Origin of the sequence: Alicyclobacillus sp. SP_1 (genome assembly GCF_024706985.1) — a bacterium.
GTDB lineage: Bacteria > Bacillota > Bacilli > Alicyclobacillales > Alicyclobacillaceae > Alicyclobacillus_I.
On record NZ_JAMCCX010000028.1, the window covers coordinates 42,775 to 61,438 of the forward strand.

Here is an 18,664-nt window from a genome sequence, read left to right on the forward strand (position 1 = left end):
GTTTGTGGAATGTATCAGTGCGCAAATTTTCACGTCTGGCCAGTCGTAAAGTGAGGCTTCCTTTGTCCACTCAAGTACATTCTGGAGTTATGAAAAGAATATCTAAAGTCACTAGTCTTCTTGCAGTGTTTTTGACAATATGTACGGTGAGCGGATGTTCGTCACCGCAGTCTTCCTCAGATACGCTTATTTCTAATGTTTCCGAGGCTGGCAAGACCTTGGAATGGGGAGAAAACATTAAGTCGCAGGCATTGCAGATGATAAATTCCGCCTCCTCTTTTTGCTATTTAGACATGTATGAACTGTCAGACTCAGATATTATGCAGGCTCTCATATCAGCAAAGCGCCGCGGAGTCTCGGTTCAAGTCATTGTGGATGCGACTGAAGTGCACTCTCAAAGGGTCGCTATTCCTACATTGCGGGACGCTGGTATTCCTGTATCCGTACTCGACATTCCTGGCGGCATATCTCATATTAAAATGCTGATATGCGGCAATCATGTTTTGATCGGTGGCATGAATTTTGGAGCACACTCGTGGCAAAATAACGATGCCTCTGTCTATTTTCCTAATGCTGGGCGCCAATTTGAATCCTTGTTTCTGTGGGACGAATCTAGAGCAACGGGTATTCCTGCTGAAGCTCCTGTCACGGCTCCGCTTTTGTTATATGACCGCTCGATTGAACCTGCCGTGATTCAAGCGATTCAAAGTGCAAGACATTCTATCAATATGGAAGCATTTGATCTATCTGACCGAGGTGTGGTAGACGCACTTCGTGAGGCGTTGACACGGGGTGTTTCAGTGAAGATATTGCTCGACCCTACAGAGTACTTTAGTCGCAAGCCAGCACGTTCGTTGCTCGATACGGGTGCCGTTGTTCGATACTATCGACCCTATGCGGGTGAACTGATGCATGCTAAAATTTTGGATGTTGATGGAGGGGAAATCTTTTTGATTGGGAGTGCAAATTTCAGTCATCAGGCTTATCTTAAAAATCACGAAGCGGATGTAGAACTGCGTAATATGCCCGAATTTGCTCATTCTCTGGAGGAAAATTTAGATGAGCAGATGGGTCGCGGAACAGATAGCGCTACATCGAGGAGACATACTAAAGAAGGCGGATGGTAGCATTTGCACCAGGGTGGTTTTGCTCGGACCTTACGGGCCGGTTTGTCCCGAAGTTGCACGGAAGTGTTGGATCATCGCTTCATGGAATGGCTTACCCATCAGTGGGGAAAGTTCGTTTTTTTCGATGCTTGGATGATGGTTGTTGCCGAGTGGAATCCAACGTTGATGCTTGTGGTCATCTTTCTATTCACGCTCGGATTTGGAGCACATCATGTCCAGATGTCGAGTGTTTGGATAGCTGCTGGTATTTCTATTTTCAGCGCTTTTATCGGTAGGGTTACCAACGAGCCAGTCGGACGACTGATTCAACGACTGCGCCCTTTCGAAGCGATGTCTTTTTCCCCGCTCGTCTCTCACGAGCGGGGAGACTCGTTTCCGAGTAATCACGCGACGGGCGCTTTTGCTCTAGCTGTCCCGTTTCTGTTCGTTTCCGATTACTGGGTAATTCTGTTCGCGTTAGCTCTTTTGTTGGTTATTTCGCGAATGTACGTGGGTCTTCACTTTGTTACGGACATTATTGCTGGACTATCGGTCGGAATGTGTGTGGCCCTGTTTTTTAGTTGGTGTATCTTTGTGGTCTAGCACTTGTCGAAAATGGACCGAGTCGGGATGCGTAATACATGAATTATGCTTTTCTTGACCATCGTATGGGTAACAGAAAGGTGTGATTCGTACTTGTTGGAAATTGGCCTTGCCAGTGTCTTGTCGATGTCTCTTGCTACCATAGGAATTTGGCCTATCGGTGGTATTCCTCTACAGGCAAATGACGCAACTTCTGTCCAGATTGTGCTTCGTGACGCAACGATACGGCCAGCAATCATTCAAGCCACACGGTCACAGCCATTGCATTTGCATATCGTCAACGAGGGGGGCAAGGTTCATAATTTTGTCGTCCCTGCCTTTTATGTATTTACTTCCAATTTGCCCCCTGGAACTTCTACAGATGTTTCCTTTTCTCCAGAAAAATCCGGGGCCTTTCCATTTTATTCTGATGCGGGTGGACAACCGGAGGCAGGATTAAGAGGAGTGTTACGAGTCTCTCCTCCTGAGCACTCCTCAAAATGATTCTGGTTGGTTATGAGGAATCAAGAACAATTCTGTCGTCACCTCTGGCTCTCAACATGGCACTGAAGTAAGATGAGACTAGTGAGGAGGTATTGCGTTGGACATGAAAGTGGAGGCAAAGTGGCTCGGCTCTCGTCATTTTCAGGCGGAAGGACCATCTGGAAATACCGTTTATATGGATGCAGGAAGACAAGACGGGGGAACAGGTCAAGGCAATCGACCCATGGAACTTTTATTGATGGGACTCGTAGGTTGCACAGGAATTGATATCAGCATGATTTTGGAGAGAATGCGGCAACCACTCTCGCATATGAAAATTGAGGCTGTTGGCCAGCGCCGTGACGAGCGTCCGCAGTCGTTCACGGAAATTCACCTGACATATCACTTGGAAGGGGACCTCCAGCCTGCAAAAGCTTGGCGAGCCATTCATCTCAGTGAAGAAAAATATTGCTCAGCGAGCGCGTCTCTAAACGCATCCATTATTCCACATCTCGTGTTGAACGGGAAGGAAGTTGCTCCCCTGGATGTGGTAGAGGAAGGTCTCCCGGATTAACCGGGAGGCCACCCGAGTTGCCGACCACCGAGCAAGTGAAAGTGCAAATGGGCAACCGTTTGCTGACCGTGATGACCAACATTGGTAACCACTCGATAGCCATTTGCATCTATCTGTTCTTGTTGCGCAATCTGTGGGATGCACAGCCAAATTTCTGAAACGGACTGTCCATACTCCGGAGTCAGTGCCTGGGCGGAAGGGATATGTATCTTGGGAATAACCAAGATGTGCACAGGAGCTTGCGGTCGAATGTCGCGAAAAGCTAGGACAAAGTCATTTTCAAAAACTTTGTCGCAAGGTATGGTTCCTTCAACCATTTCACAAAAAAGGCAGTCCGTGATAATCACCTCCGCATGGCCTGTGGTCTTTTCAACTTCAACTGTAAGATTCATTTTGGGCTCGCACAAGCTCCTCTCTATTATAGAGGATGCTTGTTTTATACGCTACGCAGTATCGCCTACGCAGTATCGCGCAGGCGGAATGAGCTTTCGGCGGAGATAGCGTTACTTTTGAGACTTTCTGTGAAGTACTACCGTTTCTCGTGCCTCTGTGATATGATGGACACGGGCAATCTACCGACTGGTCGGTCTGGGGCTCGGTTAGCCTTGAAGAGCCTAAGGAGGAGGACTTTCTGGTGACTTTCCAAGTGCGTAAAGCGGCGGTATTGGGCTCTGGAGTGATGGGGGCCGCGATTGCGGCACATCTTTCCAATGTCGGGATACCTGTTCTGTTACTTGACATGGTACCACCCAAGTTGACGGAGAAGGAAATTGCAGCGGGACTGACTTTGGAGTCTCCTCAAGTCAGAAACAAGTTAGCAACTCAGGGATTGGAAGCGGCAAAAAAATCGAAACCAAGTCCCTTTTATTCGCTTGAGGACGCATCCCGAATTGAAGTTGGGAATTTTAGTGATGATTTGAGTCGGTTAAAGGAATGCGACTGGGTTATTGAAGTGGTTGTCGAAAACTTGGAAATCAAACGAAACTTGCTGCATCAAGTGCAAAGTGCCGTACGTGCCGACGCCATTGTTTCCTCTAACACGTCCGGAATTTCGATTGCGGCTATGTCGGAGTTGTGTGAGCCTAGTTTTCGAAAGAGGTTCCTGGGGACACACTTTTTCAATCCACCAAGATATATGAAGCTTCTAGAGGTTATTCCTGGACCAGAAACTTTGCCGAACGTCGTAGAAGATATGGTTCGTTTTGGCGAGCGTGTTCTTGGAAAAGGTGTTGTGGTAGCGAAGGATACGCCGAATTTTATTGCCAATCGAATTGGCACCTACGGACTCATTGCAACGCTTGACGCGATGCAACGGCATGGGTTTGGCGTGGACGAGGTTGATGCAATCACGGGACCTTTGATGGGCAGACCCAAGAGTGCAACGTTCCGCACCTTGGATGTTGTAGGACTGGACACATTTGTTCATGTTGCTGAAAATGTGCAATCGTCTGTGTCTGGGGAAGACGAAAAAATCGCTTTTCAAATTCCGGATTATTTGCGCGAGATGGTCTCTCGAGGGTGGCTCGGTGAGAAAACGGGCCAAGGATTCTTTAAACGAGAAAAGACATCGTCTGGAAGAGAAATTCTTGCATTGAATCTCACCTCTATGGAATATGGTGCTCGTAAACGCGTGACATCTTCTTCCTTTGATGCAGCACGGTCAGCGGACACACTGGAGCAGAAGTTAAATCATCTTGTGTATGGCAAGGACGCCGTATCTGCGTTCGTCTGGGAAATCCTCAAGAAAGTTCTGCTATACACTGCGAGTAAGCAAGAGGAAATTGCGGACAACATCGTTGCAGTCGATAACGCCATGAAGTGGGGCTTCAACTGGGAACTGGGGCCCTATGAGACATGGGATGTTTTAGGGGTTGAAAAGTCTGTCGAGAGAATGCGACAGGATGGAGAAACAATACCAGCGTGGATTGAGGAATTTCTTGCCGCTGGGCATACGTCATTCTATAAAACGTCGGCCGGTCAACCGAAGGAGTTTTATGTTCTGACTCGCCACTACAAAGAGTTGGAAGTGGCTCCGGAGCATATTTCGCTAAAATCTCTGAAGGAACAAGGGAAAGTCATTCGCAAAAACAGCGGTGCAAGTCTCATTGACTTGGGAGATGGCATTGCGTGTCTTGAATTTCACTCATTGAAGCAGGCCATCGGGACCGATGTCACTCAGATGATTGACTATGCTGTGCAAGAGGTGTCGGTCAATTGGGATGGACTCGTCATCGGTAATGAAGCTGCGAATTTTTGTGTCGGAGCCAATTTGATGATGATGCTGATTGAGGCTCAAGATGAAAACTGGGACGACTTAAACTTAGCAGTACAGCAGTTTCAACAAGCGTTGTACCGACTCAAGTATCTCGCGAAACCCGTTGTTGCGGCACCATTTTCCCTGTCGTTGGGCGGGGGGGCAGAAGTCTGCTTCCCAGCGGATCGCATACAAGCATCGGCCGAGACGTACATGGGTTTAGTCGAAGTTGGAGTTGGGTTAATTCCAGGCGGCGGTGGCAACAAGGAGTTGCTGATTCGCAGCTTGGAAGGAGTGCCAAGTGTACTAACGGATCGTCTCGATGGATATGTTCGTTCTGTTTTCGAGACGATTGCGATGGCTAAAGTCTCCACCAGCGCTAAGGAAGCCCGTGCTAATGGTTTCTTGCGTGCAGCGGACGGTATCAGTGTCAATCGCGATTACCTCCTTCATGACGCAAAAGTAGTGGCACGCAGCTTGGCTGACTCTGGATATATCCCGCCGCAAGAAAGACGAATTCCCGTCGTTGGGGAGGCGGGGGCAGCTGTTTTAAAGACCGGTGTCTATGGTATGCGTATTGCCGGACAGATTTCCGATCACGATGCCAAAATTGCTGGTAAATTGGCTGACGTCTTGACCGGGGGTTCTGTACCTCGAGGTACTCTGGTGACAGAACAGTACTTGTTGGACTTAGAACGAGAGGCGTTCTTGAGTCTCGTTGGAGAGCCAAAGACTCAAGCTCGCATGCAGCATATGCTTCAAACCGGGAAACCACTTCGGAACTAACGATAGAGTGAGGAGGAATTCGTGTGCGTGATGCAGTGATTGTGGCTGGCGTGCGGACGGCTATTGGTAAAGCCCCCAAAGGCACGCTCAGAAACTTTCGTCCGGATGATATGGGGGCAGCTGTGGTGAGTGAACTTTTAGCGAGAGTCCCCCAAGTGTCGAAGGAAGAGATAGAAGATGTTCTCTTTGGCTGTGCCATTCCAGAGGCAGAGCAGGGGATGAATGTGGCTCGTGTGATTGCCATGCGGGCTGGACTGCCAACTTCTGTGCCGGGTGTGACTGTCAATCGGTTTTGCTCCTCTGGCCTCCAGACCATCGCTATGGCTGCGCAAGCGGTTATGACGGGCATGATGGACTGCGTGATTGCTGGAGGAACCGAGACCATGAGCATGGTGCCGATGGGGGGGTTCAACATTTCCCCTAATCCTTCCTTGGTTGATACCTTTCCGGAAGTGTACATGTCCATGGGACACACGGCCGAAGAAGTTGCGCAACGCTTCCAAGTTTCTCGTGAAGACCAGGATGCTTTTGCTTTACAAAGTCACCAACGTGCCATCCAGGCCATTGACGCGGGACGCTTTCGAGACGAGATTGTTCCACTGACAGTCAAAACGGCTGTCGTCGGGAATGATAACCGTGTGATATCGAAAGATATCACTTTTGCGGTCGACGAAGGACCTCGTCGAGACACTTCGATGGAAGCTTTGTCTAAGTTGCGGCCGGCGTTTCACGTAAAAGGGTCAGTCACGGCTGGAAATTCATCTCAAACCAGCGATGGCGCGGCGGCCGTACTCGTGATGTCTTCAGAGCGAGCACAACAACTTGGTCTTCAGCCGATAGGCATTTTTCGCTCGTTCGCAGTAGCTGGGGTAGACCCCGACATTATGGGCGTTGGACCCATTGCCGCTGTGCCGAAAGCACTGGCAAAGGCTGGACTGAGCTTGGCTGACATGGACTTAATTGAACTTAACGAAGCTTTTGCTTCCCAGGCTCTGCAGGTGATTCGTACTTTGGAGATGAACCAAGACATAGTCAATGTCAACGGGGGTGCGATTGCACTCGGCCATCCTATGGGGTGTACGGGCTCCCGATTGACGGTGAGCATGTTGCATGAACTCGCCCGCCGGGGAAAGAGGTACGGGTTGGTGACCATGTGTATCGGTGGCGGCATGGGTGCCGCAGCGGTGTTTGAGCGACCTGCATAAGACGTGGAATGGCACGCGAGAACGAAGCGAATGAAAAAATGGGGAGGAATTGTCATGACAACGGATCAAAAGACGAGTCGCGGGGCAGCATATCTCATTGAAGATGTGAATGCCGAAGATATATTTACGCCGGAAGACTTTACACAAGAGCATCAGATGATTGCCGAGACGACTCGCGCATTTGTACAAGGCGAGATTTTGCCCAATCAAGAGCGCTTAGAACACCAGGACTGGGACTTGACGGTGAAACTGTTGCAGAAGGCTGGAGAACTGGGACTGTTGGCGGCCGACGTTCCAGAAGACTATGAAGGACTTGGAGCAGATAAGGTGACCTCCGCGCTAATTACCGAGGAAATTACTCGCGGCGGCTCGTTTGCTCTGAGCCATGGAGCACATGTTGGGATCGGATCGCTACCGATTGTCTTCTTCGGAAGTGAGGAGCAAAAAAAGAAGTATCTTCCTAAGCTTGCCGCTGGTACGCTTATCGCAGCATATGCACTGACAGAGCCTGGATCGGGGTCGGATGCACTTGGTGCAAAAACGGTCGCCGCGCTCTCTGCAGATGGAAAGTATTATGTGTTGAATGGTACGAAACAATATATTACTAACTCGGGCTTTGCAGACATTTTCGTCGTCTACGCCAAAATTGATGGAGAAAAATTCTCTGCATTCATCGTGGAACGTCAGTATGAGGGTGTTTCAACGGGGCCAGAGGAAAAGAAGATGGGTATTAAAGCGTCTTCCACGCGCCAACTCATTTTGGAAGATGTGCATGTGCCGGTAGAAAACTTGCTCGGTGAAGTCGGTAGAGGACATGTGATTGCCTTCAACATTTTGAATATCGGCCGTTATAAATTGGCGGTTGGTGCCGTCGGTGGCATGAAATCGGCGATTGCGACCTCCGTCAAGTATGCGAAAGAACGCAAACAGTTCGGGACAGCCATTGCAAACTTCCCGCTGATTCAAAAAAAATTGGCTGAAATGAACATTGCCACGTATGTTGCCGAAAGCATGTCGTATCGAACGACGGGCGAGATTGACCGGCAGTTGGAACATTTGGGGAAGACGACGGACGGTCGCGTTGTGGCCCAAGCCATCGAGGAATATGCGTTGGAGTGCTCTGTGGATAAAGTGTATGCTTCAGAAGCACTCGATTTCGTGGTCGATGAAGGTGTACAAATTCATGGTGGAGCAGGTTTTATTCAAGAGTACCCGATTGAGCGGATGTACCGTGACTCGCGAATTAACCGCATTTTTGAAGGGACCAATGAAGTCAACCGGATGATTATTCCGAATACCCTGTTTCGAAAGGCGATGAAAGGCGAACTACCTTTGTTGCAAGCGGCGCAGGCTTTGCAACAGGAACTTATGGGCGTAATTCAGCCAGCGGACGAAATGCAACCGTTGAGCGCTCAATTTCACACTTTGTCAATGATGAAAAAAATCTTCTTGTTCGTTGGTGGCCAAGCGGTGCAAAAGTACATGCAATCTATGAAAGATGAGCAAGAAATATTGGCCTGGTTAGCAGATATTGCAATTGAAACGTATGCAGTCGAAAGCGCGCTCTTGAGAGCGAAGAAAGCTTTGGACAGTGGTGCGGATGCCGCAAACAAGATTGATATGGCGACGATCTATAGCGAGGAAGCATTAGTACGTGTGGAATCGACCGCCCGTAATATTTTGGCGACGATGGAAGAGGGAGACTCGCTAAGAACGCAGTTGTCGATTTTACGCAAGTTGACTCGGTTCCAGCCAGTGAACAGCGTAGAATTGAAGAGACGCATTGCAAAGCGGGTTATTGATGCCGAGAAGTATTTGGCGTAGGAGGGGTTCGCTGTCTCGTCAGATGGGGACGGTCAAGCCTTTCGAATAGGATGGATGGAGGAGTACTGCGGGCCGCTCAGGAAGATTGGCCCACGCGGTACTCCTCGAGTCTGTTCCAGCGTTTTCACACCGTGGTATAATCTCCGCGTAGAGGAGGGGCAACATGGAGCGAAAGACGATTTCTCTGCCGCGTCTCACGGGTTTAACGCCAACGATGGAATCCACGATGCTGAAAATCATGGAGGAAGTAGGCGAGTTGGCTCAAGCCATGGGCAAGTTTCGCGGTTTGTCCGGCGAACGTTCTTCGATGGAAGAGGCAGATGTAGCGCGGGCCATTGTGTCCGAGCTGCTGGATGTGGCGCAGACCGCTACATCCATGATGTTTGTGATTGAAGATATCTATGGCTTTGATATGTCCGATGAGATTGAACGGCACATCGCCAAGCTTCAAGAGAGAGGATACTTGTAGACTTCGCACACTGTGTCGATGCTTCCGGCCTAAGACTGCACAGGCTTTCGGCTTATCCGGAGGATACTTGTAGACTTCGCACACTGTGTCGATGCTTCTAACTGTTTTGAATAGAAAGCTTGCCTGAGACAGGCAAGCCGTTGTCTAAGACTGCGGTGCAGCGCGGTCGAGAAGAAGGTCGATTTCCTCTTTGTACCGTCCGTTTGGCGTCTCCAAAATTTGTGGAATGCCGCGAAGTGCTTCGTGATGCACAATTGTTTTCAACGCCTCAGTTCCAATATATCCGTCACCAATGTTGGCGTGCCGGTCTTTGCGGGAATCAAATGGATTCTTCGAATCGTTGATGTGCGCGACTTTCAAACGCTTTAGCCCAATGGTCTGCTCGAATTTGTCGAGAAATCCATCAAAGTCTGCCACAATATCATATCCGTAACTAAAATTGTGACACGTGTCGATACAGACGCCGAGGACCTCTGGATGGTCGACGCGTTCGATAATTTCAGCGATGTCCTCCAAGGAGTTTCCGACTTTCGACCCGTCTCCCGCCATCGTTTCTAGACAGACAAACAATTGTTCGTCGCCTGTTAATACTTGATTTAAGCCTTCCACAATTCTCGTAATGGCATAGTCACGCCCTTCGCCGACATGAGAACCTGGGTGCATGACGATGTACTGAAAACCAAGGTATTCCACGCGCTCTATTTCTTCGCGCAAAACCGATATCCCATACTCCCAGGTGTCTTCTTTGGGACTGGCTAAGTTGACTAAATAAGAGAGATGTACGACCGGATCGACAATATGATGTTCTGCCATTTGAGCAAGAGCTTCATCTCGATGGAACTCTGTGATGGGGCGGGCCTTTCCTCCACGATTGCTTCGCGTGTATATCATAAATGTATTCGCACCGTAACGGATGGTCTCTTCGACAGCTGCGGTCAATCCGGTCTTTGCAACCGAAACATTGGCTCCCAGCAAAATGGGCTTGTCCATCTTCGTCCATAACTCCTCGTCATTGTCATTTTGTTCTCTTAGCATAACGGATTACCGCTGTTCTGCAAAGTCACTCATTTTTGTGGCGTCTTTTACTCATGTTCCTGTGCATTCCAGGTAATCCTCTGTACGAGGAGATTGGACGCAAGGGGGATGGAAAGTGGACGAGGAAGAAAATCCGCGTTTGAAACGACTTTCCTACATATACGGGATTGCTTTTAGCGCCATGGCCGCCCTCATCTTGAGGCTCGGCTACCTACAAATTGTGCACAGTGCAGAATACCGCGCGGAAGCGGGCCAAGTACAGTATGCGCGCATTCCGATTCTGCCGAAGCGCGGTTACATCTACGACCAGCACATGCGCCTTCTTGCCTATAATGAGCCGACTTACAGCATTGTCTACGTGACCTTGGATTCCCCTGACCAGCATCCGGAAGCAGTCGCCCGAGTGCTGTCACCACTCTTGAAGCAAAGTTCGGCGAAGCTTGTGTCTCAACTCGAACAACACCGTGCCTACGACAATCCCGTCATTCTTTTAGAATCGGCGACTCCCAAACAAATTTCCTATGTTTTTGAGCATCAAAGTTTGCTTCCGGGAGTTCGCGTACTCGAAGACTCGCGGCGCATGTATCCGAATGGACCACTCGCTGGTCACCTGCTTGGCTATGTCCATGCGCAGTCTCCTGAAACCGTAGAACAATATGCTCACGAGAATTATTTGCCCAGTCAGCGCGTGGGCATTACTGGCGTGGAGGAAGCGTATGAGCGTGTGCTTCAAGGCAAAGTTGGGTACGAAGTGTGGCAGATGAATTTTCGCGGACTCCCTATGCGCAACATGGGTGTTCAGCCAGTCCCGCGGTCCGGACAAAGTCTGCGTTTGACAATTGATGCCCCTTTACAAGCGAGCGCGGAAGAATTGGTTTCGGAGACGGTTCGAGAGCAGGAGTCTCGTCACGGTCAGCAAATTCGCGACGCCGAGGCCGTGATGCTCGATGTTCACACCGGTGGGGTGCTGTGTATGGTGTCTTATCCATACTACGATCCCAACTGGTTCACTGATGCGAGCAGTTATCAAAAGCACGCTCACTATCTCAACAGCCGCATCCTCACACCAACCATTAATCACGTTCTCACGAGTCCGCGCTATCCAGGTTCAACCGTGAAGCCCGTGAACATCATTGCAGGATTTGCAGGAAAGGTCATCGGTCCGGACACTCACATTGACGATCACGGTAGTGTCATGGTAGGCACGTACGAAGCGCATGACTGGAAACTGGATGGTCACGGACAGGTCGGACCGGCCCGAGCCATCGCGGTCTCTTGCGACACGTTTATGTATGATGTCGGGATGTGGCTTGCTCGCTGGCACGATGGACCGCCGGTGGGGGAGAGTTTCGCGAAGTGGTATCGTACCGACCGGCTGCGGGGACTGAACACGCTATTTGGCTGGGAAGCGAAATTTGGGTTAGGTCCAAAAACCGGGATCGACTTGCCAGGCGAGGTATCTGGTCGCTATTACACGAATGACACCACTTCTCGGTCCGTGGTGCAATATCATTTAGAGCGCTCAGAGCAGGCCTTGCAAGGGTCCGGGCATTACGAAAACAATGGACTTTTGTACGACAATGCATTTGCGGCAATCGGTCAAATGCAAGAGTTCACTCCGCTACAATTGGCCGAGTCGACGCTCATGCTTGCCAATGGCGGGACATTTATTCAGCCGCACGTGGTCGACGCCATTCTCACAGCCGACGGCCGATCCGTCGTGAAGACACTCACACCAACCCGCAGAACTGTTCACATTCCAGCGGGTGGTCTTGATGTGGTGCATAAGGGACTTGAAGATGCCGTGAGAAAACCGGAAGGTACTGCCAGTCGCTTCTTTAAAGGCACATCGTATGCCTTGGCCGGAAAGACAGGAACTGCGGAAATCAGTCAGTTCGGTGAGAAAACCGACATTTCCCTATTTATTGGGTATGCACCAGTCAACCATCCACAAGTGGCGATCGCGGTTATGGTCCCGGGCTCGGCCGGCAGAAGTGACGCAGCGGTACCCCTGGCACGTCGATTGCTCGACTGCTATTTCGCCGGGAGGACAACGAGTCACAGCCCGAAAGGCGTGTTGATGGTGCCGGAGACGAGCATATCGTCTGACTCGAGATTGGTCCCGTGGAACCAGTCGCGTGCCTTTATGGATGTGGAGAGGGAGCAGTAGGATAACCCGCGGTTGGTTGTCACTGTGACTTGACTTGACTATAATGATAATGAGCGGGCGCTCAGTCGGAGGTGATGAGGTTGCCTTTGGATGTTTCGACTCAAGTGAAAGATCCTGAGCGAGTGCGTCTTCGGAGAGAGCAAATTGTTCAGGCATCGGTTCGACTGTTTACAGAAAAGGGATTTCACAAGACGACAACTCGCGAGATTGCGAAGGCAAGTGGTCTTTCCAATGGAGCGTTGTACGAATACGTGCAGTCAAAAGAAGACGTGCTCTACTTGGTGTGTCGTCATATTCATCGAGAAGTTCGAAATCGGCTTGCCAGCACTTTGACGGAGCCCGGTTCAGCCGCCAAACGACTACGTCATGCACTGTGTCGTTTTGGGGAACTGGTCCTCTCGATGCAAGACGAGATTTTGCTCATCTATCAAGAGAGCAAGTCTCTTCCGCGGCTGTACCTTCACGAGGTGCTCAGCGAGGAGCAGCAAGTGGTTGCGGTCTTTGAACAATTGCTTCGAGAAGGACTTGCTGACCAATCTATCCTTGTCGAAGAAAAGGACATTCCGGTTCTCGCGGAAAATGCTGTGGTCATGGGCCAGATGCTGGCCTTCCGCCGATGGGCATGGAAGCAAAAATCGACAGAGTCGGTTCTGAACACACAGGTCAATGCATTTTTGGCGTCGGTTCACTCCACAACAGACTGACGAAAGTGGAAATAAAATTATAACAGTCCATTGGGCTATCATGGGTGTTCACTCGTTTTTCGACGTCTGTTCGTCTACCCGTTTCGACGTCTGTTCGTCTACCTGTTTCGACGTCTGTTCGTCTATCTGAAGGAGGAATGCTGTGTGGCTATGGAAATCAAGTCTAAACAAGAGACAGAAAACGACGTGCCTTCTTCTATCGATCAGCAGGAGACAGTACCTTATCGTCCGGTTCACCCGGTGCGGTTTTTAACCGCTTCTAGTCTGTTTGACGGGCACGATGCTTCAATTAACATCATGCGTCGAATCTTGCAGTCTTCGGGCGCTGAGGTCATTCATTTGGGACACAACCGTTCTGTTGAAGAAATCGTTCGAGCCGCCATCCAGGAAGATGTTCAAGGAGTCGCCATTTCCTCTTACCAAGGTGGCCATGTGGAGTATTTTAAGTACGTCATCGATTTGCTCAGAAAACATGGCGCGAGTCACATTCGCGTTTATGGCGGCGGTGGAGGCGTAATTATCCCATCGGAAATCAAGCTCCTTGAAGACTACGGTGTAGCAAAAATATTTTCTCCCGATGATGGCCGGCGTTTAGGCCTACAGGGCATGATCAACTGCATGTTGCGGGAGTGTGATGTACCCCCACGCGCAGTGCAACAGGCGCTTGATATCAGTCATCTCTCAGTGGACCGGATGGATGAAGTCTCCGCCTGGGTGACCAAGGCGGAAGAAGGTGCCACTGCAGGATTTACAGCAGAGACATTGGAAAAATTGCGATTACGCGCACACCATGCCCCAGTACTTGGCATCACGGGAACTGGTGGAGCAGGAAAGTCGTCTCTTACGGATGAGTTGGTCCGCCGTTTTCTTGATGACTTCCCAGATAAAACACTCGCCATTTTTTCGGTCGATCCATCGAAGCAGCGGACCGGTGGTGCACTTCTCGGAGATCGGATTCGCATGAACAGCATTCATCATCCTCGGGTCTTTATGAGGTCCTTGGCTACCCGTTCTTCTCAGACTGAACTTTCCGCCTCTATCGAGGAAGCAGTGACAGTGGCACGAGCCGCTGGGTTTGATTTTGTCATCGTCGAGACCAGCGGTATTGGTCAGGGCGATGCGCAAATTGTTGATATTGCGGACGTCTCCATCTATGTGATGACGGCCGAATTTGGCGCTCCGTCACAGTTGGAAAAAATTGAAATGCTGGATTATGCCGATCTCGTTGCTATCAACAAGTTTGAACGTCGGGGTTCCGAAGATGCCTTGCGGCATGTTCGGAAGCAACTTCAGAGAAACCGAAATGACTACCAAACTCCCATTGAGAAAATGCCAGTATACGGAACCATTGCGAGTCAGTTTCGGGACGCAGGGACGGATATTCTCTATTTGGCAATCCTCGATCGCTTGCGTGAAAAGTGCAATGTGGACTGGCGGTCGCCACGCACTTCTCCTTCGATGGCCGCTCCCAAAGCAGGCATTATTCCAGGTAGCAGAGCGCATTATCTGTTGGAAATTGCGCAGACAAGCGAGCGTTATCGCACGTTCGTCACTGAGCAGTCGAACTTGGCGAGGAGAGCCTATCAAGTGCGTGGAACTGTCGAACTCCTAAAGAAATCTATGACCGAGAAAGAGACGGAGATGGCGGACAGTTTGGAAGTCACTTTTCAGCGTCTGTTCCAGTCTTTGCATCCAATCACCGTGCAAATCCTCAATCAGTGGGAAGACAAGAAATCTCGCTATCAAGCGGATGAGTTCATCACCCATGTGCGGGGTAAGGAAATTCGGCAAGCACTTTACACCCATTCTCTGTCTGGGACGCGGATTCCAAAAGTCGCCTTGCCGAAATACGAAGATTGGGGCGAAATTGTGCGCTGGTCTATGTTGGAGAACGTTCCAGGCGAATTCCCATATACCGCAGGTGTATTTCCGCTGAAGCGCCAAGAAGAAGAGCCTAAGCGACAATTTGCTGGAGAAGGAACTCCTATGCGGACCAATCGGCGTTTTCACTACTTATCCAAAAATGACTCCGCAAAAAGGCTTTCGACAGCGTTTGATTCTGTCACTCTATACGGGGAAGATCCGGACGAACGACCTGATATTTATGGGAAAATCGGAGAAAGCGGCGTGAGTGTCTGTACGTTGGATGACATGAAGAAACTGTACGACGGCTTTGACCTGTGTCATCCAAGCACGAGTGTCTCGATGACGATTAACGGTCCGGCGCCCATTCTCTTGGCGATGTTCATGAATACCGCGATCGACCAGCAGATGGAGTTTTTTGTGCAGCGCGAAGGAAGGGCTCCGACAGAATTGGAGAGAGAAGAAATCAAAAAAAGAACGCTGCAGACCGTTCGAGGTACGGTACAAGCCGATATTCTCAAGGAAGACCAAGGACAGAATACCTGTATTTTTTCGACCGAGTTTGCATTGAAGATGATGGGAGATATACAAGAGTACTTTATTCAGGAAGGGGTTCGAAATTACTACTCTGTATCCATCAGCGGCTACCACATTGCAGAGGCCGGGGCTAATCCAATTACACAGCTAGCACTGACTCTCTCTAACGCATTCACCTATGTAGAATACTATTTGAGCCGCGGTATGCACGTCGATGACTTCGCTCCTAACCTGTCTTTCTTCTTTTCCAATGGAATGGATCCGGAGTATACCGTCATTGGCCGAGTGGCTCGGCGTATCTGGGCGACGGTCATGAGAGAAAAATATCATGCGAACGAACGAAGTCAGAAGCTGAAATATCACATACAGACTTCGGGACGGTCTCTGCATGCTCAGGAAATTGATTTTAACGACATTCGCACCACGTTGCAGGCGTTGTTGGCCATCTATGACAACTGTAATTCGCTGCATACGAATGCGTACGACGAAGCGATCACAACGCCGACGGAAGAGTCGGTCCGCCGCGCGATGGCCATTCAGATGATCATCGCACGAGAATTTGGCCTGACGAAGAACGAAAATCCGCTTCAAGGGGCTTTTATTGTGGAAGAACTCACGGATTTGGTTGAGCGGGCGGTACTCGAGGAGTTTATGCGCATCAACGATCGCGGCGGCGTGCTGGGTGCCATGGAAACTCAATATCAGCGGAGCAAGATTCAAGAGGAATCCATGCATTACGAACACCTGAAACATTCTGGAGAACTACCCATCATCGGGGTAAACACTTATCTCAATCCAGCCACATTGAAGTCGGATTATGTACCTCCTGAAATTGAATTAGCTCGAGCGACGGAAGCGGAGAAGAGAGAACAAATATCCAACTTGCGCGCTTTTCATGAAGCTCATGCTGCGGAAGCCAAGGCGGCGTTGGTGCATTTAAAACAAGTTGCCGATGCTCATGGGAACTTGTTTGCTGAGCTGATGAATGTTGTCAGGGTCGCAAGTTTAGGTCAGATTACTCATGCTCTGTACGAAGTTGGAGGACAATATCGGAGAAATATGTAAACTCATGTTCTGAACGAACTGGGGTACCTTAGGCTCAAGGACGGTGACATCCGTACTTGGCCTGGGGGTGGGAATGTGCAGCGACCTTCCTATGGAACGTTGCGTCCAGCTGCTTGGTGGCTCTTGGTCATCAGCGGCTTGTTCAGCTTGTCAATAGGGCTGTCCAACACGTTTGTGAATATTTTCATTTGGAAAGTAGACAAAAGCTACAGCAGTGCAGCGTGGTATAATTTGTCAATGTATGTTATTGTGCCATTTTCCTTCATCGCCGCAGGGTGGATTGCCCACCGTTGGCGCACGGTCATCTCACTTCGCCTGGGAATTGCGACGCACGCAGCATTTTATCTCAGTACTTTGTGGTTTGGACTTGCCCTGGCAAGAAACCCCATGCTTATGGGGGCATTCATGGGGTTGGCAACCGGCCTATTTTGGTTTGCTTTTAACACACTGTCTCTTCAGTACACGACGGATGGGAATCGTAGCTCCTTTGTCGGAACCAATGGAGTTTTTGCATCCATCGCCGGCATGTTGGCGCCGCCTGTCGCAGGATATCTGATTGGCCGCGAAGATCGATATTTTGGCGGGCTCACTGGGTTTCATGTCGTCTTCGGGATTTCGGTCATCTTATTTGCAATGGGCACGGTCCTCAGTTTTCGTCTCCACTCGGCTCCGGTCCACCACTATTTTCGCTGGCGCAAAGCCTTGCTTCGATTAAGCAATGTGGACTGGCGTCTGAAAATGATGGGATGTTTTGTCTATGGTATTCGTGAGGGCGTATTCCTGTTTCTGATTGGACTGCTTTTCTTTGTCGCAACGGGCAGCGAACTAAAATTGGGAGAGTTTTTTCTTCTGCAGAGTGGTCTGGCGTTTGTCTCCAACTTTTTGGCAGGGAGGGTCAGCAGAGGCCGCCGTCGTATTTATATTCTTGGATTGGGCGCAGTTGGGATGATGAGTTGTGCATTCCTGTTTTTGTTGCCGGTGACGGCTGTTCGTTTGGTACTGTATGGCTCGCTCATTTCCGTTGTATTGCCGTTCTTTCTCGTTCCCCTGCAATCGCTCCTCTACCGACAAATGGAGACGATGGTTGCCAATCATCAGGGATGGAGCGAAGAACATGTCGTCGTTAGGGAATTTTTCGAGAATGCGGGCCGCGTGTTTGGTATTGCTGTGTTTTTAGTGTTGGGGATAAATGGCGGGCTAACGGTGACTCGCATTGCTTATTTTGCATTCAGCTTAGGATTTGTCCAATTGGGTACATGGATTCTGTTTTGGCGAAGTGAAAGGCGAAACGAAGCACGGGTACTGGAAAACGTCCATTCTGTCAACGAGGACTGGAGAGAGTACCGAGATCGGCGGCGTGAATCGGAGATTGAGTCGCGGACGAAATTCCGTGTCAAACATAAAATTTGAGTGCTCATAAACTGCAACATGACTGAGTATGAAAAATTCTCATGTGGAAAAACAAGAAAACAATAAGACTTAAGAGACGGAAGGACACACCATTACAGGGAACCTCATCGGCCCCCTGTAAAGTGCGCCTGCCGCACGTTCATTCGTTTCGAAAAGGTAGAGAACGCATGAGGCTAGGCCAATGTCCTATTTTTGAAAAAAGGCCCGATTTTTCTCAATGAATGACTTTTCTTCGTCTGGAACAAAATCTTCTTGATAGATGGCGGAGACAGGGCATACGGCTTCGCACGCGCCACAGTCTATGCAGGTATCTGGGTCAATATAGTACTGGTCTTCGCCTTCGTGGATGCAATCCACGGGGCAGGTTTCGACACAGTCTGCGGCTTTTTCGTCGATACAGGGCGACGTGATGATAAAGGCCACATGTACTCCTCCTTGAAATCGAGATGCTTGTATTCAGAGACCATCATACCAAGGCCATGGGGTCATTTCAATACACGGTGTCATCGTGGTCGGGCCAAGGTTCAAAATGATGTGATGGTGAGTCAATGAAAAGCGATGACTTAGGGCCCTCGCGTTGATTGTCGGTCTCGAACA

At 49.8% G+C, this 18,664-nt stretch carries 15 protein-coding genes; 12 read left to right on the plus strand and 3 right to left on the minus strand.

Features of this window, described 5'->3' with window-relative positions; all coding sequences use genetic code 11:
* Nucleotides 1–17 precede the first annotated feature (17 nt).
* From M4I36_RS08445 to M4I36_RS08460, 4 genes are all read left to right on the plus strand, one after another.
* The gene (locus tag M4I36_RS08445; protein WP_258111301.1) at nucleotides 18–1,127 is read left to right on the plus strand and encodes a phospholipase D-like domain-containing protein; all 1,110 of its coding nucleotides are present in this window, start codon (nucleotides 18–20) and stop codon (nucleotides 1,125–1,127) included.
* A gap of 81 nt (nucleotides 1,128–1,208) precedes the next feature.
* Nucleotides 1,209–1,709, plus strand: a complete 501-nt coding sequence (locus M4I36_RS08450; protein WP_258111302.1) for a phosphatase PAP2 family protein — start codon at nucleotides 1,209–1,211, stop codon at nucleotides 1,707–1,709.
* 93 nt (nucleotides 1,710–1,802) lie between these two features.
* On the plus strand, nucleotides 1,803–2,192 hold the full coding sequence (locus M4I36_RS08455; RefSeq protein WP_258111303.1) for a cupredoxin domain-containing protein: 390 nt from the start codon (nucleotides 1,803–1,805) through the stop codon (nucleotides 2,190–2,192).
* Nucleotides 2,193–2,295: 103 nt separating this feature from the next.
* Nucleotides 2,296–2,745 carry an OsmC family protein gene (locus M4I36_RS08460; RefSeq protein ID WP_374985924.1) on the plus strand — a complete coding sequence of 150 codons (450 nt, stop codon included), beginning with the start codon at nucleotides 2,296–2,298 and terminating at the stop codon, nucleotides 2,743–2,745.
* Here the strand turns inward: M4I36_RS08460 and M4I36_RS08465 are convergent.
* The gene (locus tag M4I36_RS08465) at nucleotides 2,742–3,137 is read right to left on the minus strand and encodes a histidine triad nucleotide-binding protein (RefSeq protein ID WP_258111305.1); all 396 of its coding nucleotides are present in this window, start codon (nucleotides 3,135–3,137) and stop codon (nucleotides 2,742–2,744) included. The genes M4I36_RS08460 and M4I36_RS08465 overlap by 4 nt on opposite strands.
* 242 nt (nucleotides 3,138–3,379) lie before the next feature.
* On the opposite strand from M4I36_RS08465, the gene M4I36_RS08470 reads away from it, so the two are divergent.
* The 4 genes from M4I36_RS08470 to M4I36_RS08485 all read left to right on the plus strand — a co-directional run bounded on the left by M4I36_RS08470 (nucleotide 3,380) and on the right by M4I36_RS08485 (nucleotide 9,283).
* Nucleotides 3,380–5,785: a 3-hydroxyacyl-CoA dehydrogenase/enoyl-CoA hydratase family protein gene (locus M4I36_RS08470; protein WP_258111306.1), complete on the plus strand. Its 2,406-nt coding sequence runs from the start codon at nucleotides 3,380–3,382 to the stop codon at nucleotides 5,783–5,785.
* Nucleotides 5,786–5,808: 23 nt separating this feature from the next.
* Nucleotides 5,809–6,990 carry an acetyl-CoA C-acyltransferase gene (locus tag M4I36_RS08475; protein WP_258111307.1) on the plus strand — a complete coding sequence of 394 codons (1,182 nt, stop codon included), beginning with the start codon at nucleotides 5,809–5,811 and terminating at the stop codon, nucleotides 6,988–6,990.
* A 54-nt stretch (nucleotides 6,991–7,044) separates the two neighbouring features.
* Nucleotides 7,045–8,814, plus strand: a complete 1,770-nt coding sequence (locus tag M4I36_RS08480) for an acyl-CoA dehydrogenase family protein (RefSeq protein WP_258111308.1) — start codon at nucleotides 7,045–7,047, stop codon at nucleotides 8,812–8,814.
* Nucleotides 8,815–8,977: 163 nt separating this feature from the next.
* Nucleotides 8,978–9,283: a MazG-like family protein gene (locus tag M4I36_RS08485; protein ID WP_258111309.1), complete on the plus strand. Its 306-nt coding sequence runs from the start codon at nucleotides 8,978–8,980 to the stop codon at nucleotides 9,281–9,283.
* A 144-nt stretch (nucleotides 9,284–9,427) separates the two neighbouring features.
* On the opposite strand, the gene M4I36_RS08490 is transcribed toward M4I36_RS08485, so the two are convergent.
* Nucleotides 9,428–10,273 (minus strand): deoxyribonuclease IV, encoded by an 846-nt coding sequence (locus tag M4I36_RS08490; RefSeq protein WP_258111310.1) that lies wholly within the window; start codon nucleotides 10,271–10,273, stop codon nucleotides 9,428–9,430.
* A gap of 160 nt (nucleotides 10,274–10,433) precedes the next feature.
* Between M4I36_RS08490 and M4I36_RS08495 the strand changes: the two genes are divergently transcribed.
* The 4 genes from M4I36_RS08495 (at nucleotide 10,434) to M4I36_RS08510 (ending at nucleotide 18,067) form a co-directional block, all read left to right on the plus strand.
* Nucleotides 10,434–12,488 (plus strand): peptidoglycan D,D-transpeptidase FtsI family protein, encoded by a 2,055-nt coding sequence (locus M4I36_RS08495; protein WP_258111311.1) that lies wholly within the window; start codon nucleotides 10,434–10,436, stop codon nucleotides 12,486–12,488.
* Between the two features lie 80 nt (nucleotides 12,489–12,568).
* On the plus strand, nucleotides 12,569–13,192 hold the full coding sequence (locus M4I36_RS08500) for a TetR/AcrR family transcriptional regulator (RefSeq protein ID WP_258111312.1): 624 nt from the start codon (nucleotides 12,569–12,571) through the stop codon (nucleotides 13,190–13,192).
* Between the two features lie 150 nt (nucleotides 13,193–13,342).
* Nucleotides 13,343–16,657, plus strand: coding sequence for a fused isobutyryl-CoA mutase/GTPase IcmF (gene icmF, locus M4I36_RS08505; RefSeq protein ID WP_258111530.1), 3,315 nt, complete (start codon nucleotides 13,343–13,345; stop codon nucleotides 16,655–16,657).
* A 75-nt stretch (nucleotides 16,658–16,732) separates the two neighbouring features.
* Nucleotides 16,733–18,067, plus strand: coding sequence for an MFS transporter (locus tag M4I36_RS08510; RefSeq protein ID WP_258111313.1), 1,335 nt, complete (start codon nucleotides 16,733–16,735; stop codon nucleotides 18,065–18,067).
* Between the two features lie 186 nt (nucleotides 18,068–18,253).
* On the opposite strand, the gene M4I36_RS08515 is transcribed toward M4I36_RS08510, so the two are convergent.
* Entirely contained in the window at nucleotides 18,254–18,490 is a 237-nt protein-coding gene (locus M4I36_RS08515) for a ferredoxin family protein (RefSeq protein WP_258111314.1), read from the minus strand.
* Between the last annotated feature and the right edge of the window lie 174 nt (nucleotides 18,491–18,664).

Coding starts and splice junctions, on each gene's coding strand:
- M4I36_RS08450 (WP_258111302.1), top strand. CDS start 1,209: ATGGAATGGCTTACCCATCAGTGGGGAAAGTTCGTTTTTTTCGATGCT.
- M4I36_RS08460 (WP_374985924.1), top strand. CDS start 2,296: ATGAAAGTGGAGGCAAAGTGGCTCGGCTCTCGTCATTTTCAGGCGGAA.
- M4I36_RS08465 (WP_258111305.1), bottom strand. CDS start 3,137: ATGAATCTTACAGTTGAAGTTGAAAAGACCACAGGCCATGCGGAGGTG.
- M4I36_RS08480 (WP_258111308.1), top strand. CDS start 7,045: ATGACAACGGATCAAAAGACGAGTCGCGGGGCAGCATATCTCATTGAA.
- M4I36_RS08485 (WP_258111309.1), top strand. CDS start 8,978: ATGGAGCGAAAGACGATTTCTCTGCCGCGTCTCACGGGTTTAACGCCA.
- M4I36_RS08490 (WP_258111310.1), bottom strand. CDS start 10,273: ATGGACAAGCCCATTTTGCTGGGAGCCAATGTTTCGGTTGCAAAGACC.
- icmF (WP_258111530.1), top strand. CDS start 13,343: ATGGAAATCAAGTCTAAACAAGAGACAGAAAACGACGTGCCTTCTTCT.